This window comes from Flavobacterium sp. FPG59, assembly GCF_002150205.1.
GTDB lineage: Bacteria > Bacteroidota > Bacteroidia > Flavobacteriales > Flavobacteriaceae > Flavobacterium.
This window is the reverse complement of sequence record NZ_MTCA01000244.1, coordinates 1-4440: the sequence shown is the minus strand read 5'-3', so window position 1 is coordinate 4440 and position 4440 is coordinate 1. Positions and strand designations below refer to the sequence as shown.

At 33.6% G+C, this 4440-nt stretch carries 6 protein-coding genes; 2 read left to right on the top strand and 4 right to left on the bottom strand.

From position 1 onward, the window contains the following. Positions 1 to 163 precede the first annotated feature (163 nt). Positions 164 to 583, top strand: coding sequence for a nucleoside-diphosphate kinase (locus tag FPG59_RS14320; protein WP_072941331.1), 420 nt, complete (start codon positions 164 to 166; stop codon positions 581 to 583). Positions 584 to 671: 88 nt separating this feature from the next. Here the strand turns inward: FPG59_RS14320 and FPG59_RS14315 are convergent, their stop codons facing one another. Genes FPG59_RS14315 through FPG59_RS14305 form a run of 3 tightly spaced genes read right to left on the bottom strand, consistent with a single transcriptional unit; the run spans position 672 to position 1894 of the window. Next, a complete protein-coding gene (locus FPG59_RS14315) occupies positions 672 to 1142 on the bottom strand; it encodes a hypothetical protein (RefSeq protein WP_086455255.1) in 471 nt (156 codons plus the stop codon). 34 nt (positions 1143 to 1176) lie between these two features. Continuing rightward, a complete protein-coding gene (locus FPG59_RS14310) occupies positions 1177 to 1473 on the bottom strand; it encodes a DUF721 domain-containing protein (protein ID WP_086455254.1) in 297 nt (98 codons plus the stop codon). Further along, positions 1454 to 1894: a lipocalin family protein gene (locus FPG59_RS14305; RefSeq protein ID WP_086455253.1), complete on the bottom strand. Its 441-nt coding sequence runs from the start codon at positions 1892 to 1894 to the stop codon at positions 1454 to 1456. Before FPG59_RS14305 ends, FPG59_RS14310 begins: the two co-directional genes overlap by 20 nt. Before the next feature lie 230 nt (positions 1895 to 2124). Between FPG59_RS14305 and FPG59_RS14300 the strand changes: the two genes are divergently transcribed. Next, positions 2125 to 3204, top strand: a complete 1080-nt coding sequence (locus FPG59_RS14300; protein WP_086455252.1) for a serine hydrolase — start codon at positions 2125 to 2127, stop codon at positions 3202 to 3204. Positions 3205 to 3394: 190 nt separating this feature from the next. Here the strand turns inward: FPG59_RS14300 and ftsY are convergent, their stop codons facing one another. Next, a complete protein-coding gene (gene ftsY, locus FPG59_RS14295) occupies positions 3395 to 4348 on the bottom strand; it encodes a signal recognition particle-docking protein FtsY (protein ID WP_086455256.1) in 954 nt (317 codons plus the stop codon). Positions 4349 to 4440: the final 92 nt, after the last annotated feature.

Below are 4440 nucleotides of genomic sequence, written 5' to 3'. Positions count from 1 at the left end.
TTTTAATACTATTTTATAAACATCAATTAATATTTAAGGTTTAATTTTAAAAAAAGATCTGATTAATCTTAAACAAACTCCTTTTAATTGGTGATTTATTAAAATAAACACATAAAAAAGTTTACTTTTGCAGCCAATTCGAAAAACTTAAAAAAACAAAAAAATGGCTACTAATAGAACATTTACAATGATCAAGCCTGATGCTGTTGCTAATGGACACATCGGAAACATCCTTGCTATGATTACTAATGCAGGATTTAAAATCGTTTCTTTAAAATTAACACAACTTACTGTTGCTGATGCTCAAGCATTTTATGCTGTTCACGCTGCAAGACCTTTTTACGGTGAATTAGTTGAATTCATGTCAAGAGGACCAATCGTTGCTGCAATTTTAGAAAAAGACAATGCTGTTGAAGATTTCAGAACTTTAATTGGTGCTACAAACCCAGCTGAAGCTGCTGAAGGAACTATCCGTAAAGCATACGCAACTTCTATTGGAGAAAATGCAGTTCACGGTTCTGATAGCGATGAAAATGCAGCTATTGAAGGTGCTTTCCATTTTGCTGGAAGAGAGCAATTCTAATATGCAGTTTTCAGTCACAGGTAACAGTGACTCATAAAAACAAAAAGTCCCGTTTCAATGATGAAACGGGATTTTTTTTATTCCATATTTATCTAAATAGTTCAGAGCTTTCTAACTTAAAATTAGGATTTCTTTCTCCAAAATCAATTAGTTTTTCTTTCAAAATCGACTTTAATTCCTCAAAATTACTGTGATAAAAACTAGAAATACTACCTACTCTTTTTCCATCTTTAAGAATAAAAATAGATTCGTAAACACCTCCCTTTGCTGATTCTACTATGGTTATAAAACCATCTAATGATTTTAAATCATAGCCTATGGATTTCCCTAATCCAAAATAACGTTTTATAATTACAGTATTACCATCCATTTCTACTTTAAATGCTCTAGTTCTTAAAACTGTCAACCAAAAAAAGACGACAAATAATAAAAACAAAACAGGTAAAACCATATCCGCTACTGGAGATGTAGCCGAAAGATAAATAACCAAAGGAGGTAATATTGTAATATAAAAAACTAAAAAAATTACTAAAAATTTAAATTTAGATTGTACACGCATCAAAGCACAAATTTAATTAGCGGCTTACAAAAGTCTATCTCAAAACTACATCTTTTACCACATCGCGTCTTAATTCCTCATTGATCATTTTAACAATTTTAGACTTTCCGTGACTTAATTCCTCTCGTAATACAGATGAAGTCAACTCAATATACAGCGTACTTCCTTTCAAAACTACATTATTCGTGTAGCTATTTACACCATTACCCATTAGGTTTTTCCATGCATCTTTCACATCAATTTGATCCATGCCAGGTTGCAACTTATTCACTTGGATTATTTGTTTCAAAACATCCCCTATTGTACTTTGGTTATTTAGTCGTTTTGCCATCACCCATCAAGTTTATTGCTGTTGCTCTTTTATAGTAGTATTCCGTATTGTCTTTATTCAACAATACTAACTCTGTATCAGTAAGTGTAATAATTTCCTCACTCCATTTCATATAAGCAGTTGCATAATCCAAGAAAATACCATCTGCTGTATAACGTACAGCTACTTTTTCCTCTACATCATTAACCAAAAAAGTACCATTAAGCTGCGGCATTACTTTCTTGCGAATCCCCTTATTATTATCAATTTTGAAATAATCATAAACCTCATTCATGCGGTATTCCTTATCATCTATGGAGTCAAAAACCACTTTCTCCACCTCCCAATACCCATTTATTTTAGCTAAATCAGCCGGCACAACTTTTTGCGAACAAGAAACTAATGCTAAAAAAGCTACAATAATACAAACCGTTTTTTTCATAAAATATTTTTTTTTTGGAGCTATTTCCTGCTTTTCGTTGCAATCTTTTTTCCCGCAAAAAAACGGTAAAAAAAGGATTTACACTACAATCAGGGCTAGTAGCGTAACAAATTATAAAGTACTTATCTCTTTACAAAGTTACTCTTAAAAAATGCAAACAAAAAAAATAGTTATCCTTCCATTAAACTAATTTCTATCTTTAACATCCTATTAGTAAAAACCACCCCAAAATGACAAAGACAACAACTTTTATTGCATTTGTTATCCTACTAATGAGTTGCAGTTCAGAACCTACAAAAGTCACTACTCCAGTCACAAATCAGGATAAACTTTACTTTCCACCCATGAACAGCACAACTTGGGAAACAAAAACAGTAGCAAGCTTAGGATGGAAAACAGCTGCAGTGCAACCATTACTAGATTACTTAGAACTCAAAAACACAAAATCATTTATAATTTTAGTAGACGGAAAAATAGTTTTAGAAAGCTATTTTAATGGTCATACCGCAAATTCCTTATGGTATTGGGCTAGTGCTGGCAAAACACTCACAACAACAGTAACTGGAATCGCTCAAGATGAAGGCTTAATTAACATCAATAATAAAGTTTCAGATTACTTAGGAACAGGATGGACAAGCGCGCCACTAGCCAAAGAAAACCTTATCACCTGCAAAAACTTACTTTGTATGGACTCTGGATTAAACGAAACCTTAGGATCTGATGTATCACCCGCAAATTTACAATATGTTGCTGATGCAGGCTCTAGATGGGCATACCACAACGTTTATGTAAAACTTCAAGATGTAATTGCTAGAACAAGCGGACAAACGTGGAGTAATTATTTTAATACAAAACTTAGAGACCGAATAGGAATGACCGGTGGCAGCTGGATTAATTCTGATGGACTCAGCGTTTACTGGAGTACAACAAGAAACATGGCTCGATTTGGACTCCTAGCATTAAACAAAGGAAAATGGGACGAAACAAGAATTGTCAGTGAAACTTTTATGAATCAAGCTGCAAACACATCACAAAACACAAATCTTTCTTATGGATACATGTGGTGGCTAAACGGGAAAACTTCATACAAATTACCACAAGTATCGCTTACATTTCCAGGAAGTCTTATCCCTTCAGCTCCTGCAGACATGTATAGCGCACTAGGCAAAAACGATCAAAAAATATATATTGTGCCTAGTAAAAAAATGGTTGTGATACGTATGGGCGAAGTTGCAAATCCTGACAATCCGACTTTTGGACTATCCGACTTTGATGCAGTTCTATGGCAAAAAATTAGTGCTTTATTCTAATTATTTAGATTGCATCCTCCTTAAAAGACCCAATACAAAAAACACTAAACCCAATAAAAGTAATGCATAATACAATGTCACATTTATTTCTCTGGTAACATTTGCTAAAACAAAAGAAATAATACTAACTAAATAAAGATACATGGGAGAAATATTTTTCAAGAAAGAAAAATTCATAACAAATTAGCTATTATTTAAAAAAACTATCTACAAACTCCAATTTATTAAACACTTGAAGATCTTCAATGCCCTCGCCTACACCAATGTATTTCACAGGAATTTGAAATTGATCTGAAATCCCAATAACAACGCCTCCTTTTGCAGTTCCATCAAGCTTAGTAACAGCTAAACAACTCACCTCGGTAGCTGCTGTAAATTGTTTTGCTTGCTCAAATGCATTTTGTCCAGTTGACCCATCAAGAACTAATAGAACATCATGTGGCGCATCGGCAACCACTTTTTGCATCACACGCTTCACCTTAGACAATTCATTCATCAAATTGATTTTATTGTGTAAACGTCCTGCCGTATCAATAATTACAATGTCTGCTTTTTGAGCCACCGCTGATTGCAAAGTATCAAAAGCCACCGAAGCCGGATCACTTCCCATTTCTTGCCTCACAATAGGAACTCCTACACGATCAGCCCAAATTTGCAATTGATCTATCGCAGCGGCACGAAACGTATCTGCAGCACCTAAAACTACATTGTAACCTTGCTTTTTAAATTGATATGCTAATTTACCAATAGTCGTAGTTTTTCCTACCCCATTAACACCTACCACCATAATTACGTATGGTTTTTTATCTGCTGGAATAACAAACTCGGATGACTCACCAGTATTAGTTTCAGAAAGTAAGCCAGCAATTTCTTCTCTCAAAATTTGGTTCAACTCTGAGATACCTAAATACTTATCCGATGCTACTCGTTTTTCAATTCTAGTAATGATTTTCAACGTAGTACTTACTCCGACATCTGAAGCAACAAGAATTTCTTCAAGATTATCCAGAACGTCATCATCAACTTTAGACTTTCCTGCGACAGCCTTAGTAAGTTTTGAAAAGAAATTTGTTTTTGACTTTTCTAAACCTTTATCTAGTATCTCTTTTTTCTCTGATGAAAATATCTTTTTAAAAAAACTCATTGTAAGTAGGGTATAAAATGAACTATAAGTCTTAAAAAACACTTGGTTTTTTTTCGGGGTAAATATAGAAAATAAAAAAGCTACTTCCGAAT